Source organism: Streptomyces sp. TRM49041, assembly GCF_008271805.1.
GTDB lineage: Bacteria > Actinomycetota > Actinomycetes > Streptomycetales > Streptomycetaceae > Streptomyces.
In genome coordinates, this window is sequence record NZ_VSRY01000005.1 from 1 (window position 1) to 312 (window position 312).

Here is a 312-nt window from a genome sequence, read left to right on the forward strand (position 1 = left end):
TGAGATCGAGCAAGACGATCTCCGAAGTCGCCCGGGAGCTTGAGCTGAACCCGGAGACGCTACGCGGCTGGGTCAAGAAGCACCAGAAGCAACAGGAACCGGCTCCCGACGCGGAACTGACGGTGAACGAGCGAGCGCGCCTGAAGGAACTCGAGCGACGCAACCGCGAGCTGGAGATGGAAGTTACGTTCCTGAAAAAAGCCGCAGCGTACTTCGCGAAAGATCCCCGGTAGCAAGCAAGTACGAGTTCATCGACGAGATGCGGCTCGACATCGAGGGGTACGCATACAGCGTCGAGTTCATGTGTGGCCG

The 312-nt window shown here is 59.6% G+C and carries 1 protein-coding gene; it reads left to right on the forward strand.

Annotation, left to right across the window (positions count from 1 at the left end; all coding sequences use genetic code 11):
* Positions 1–233 (forward strand): transposase (locus FVS66_RS00030; protein ID WP_149178862.1); only part of this gene is annotated, 233 nt, incomplete at its 5' end.
* Between the last annotated feature and the right edge of the window lie 79 nt (positions 234–312).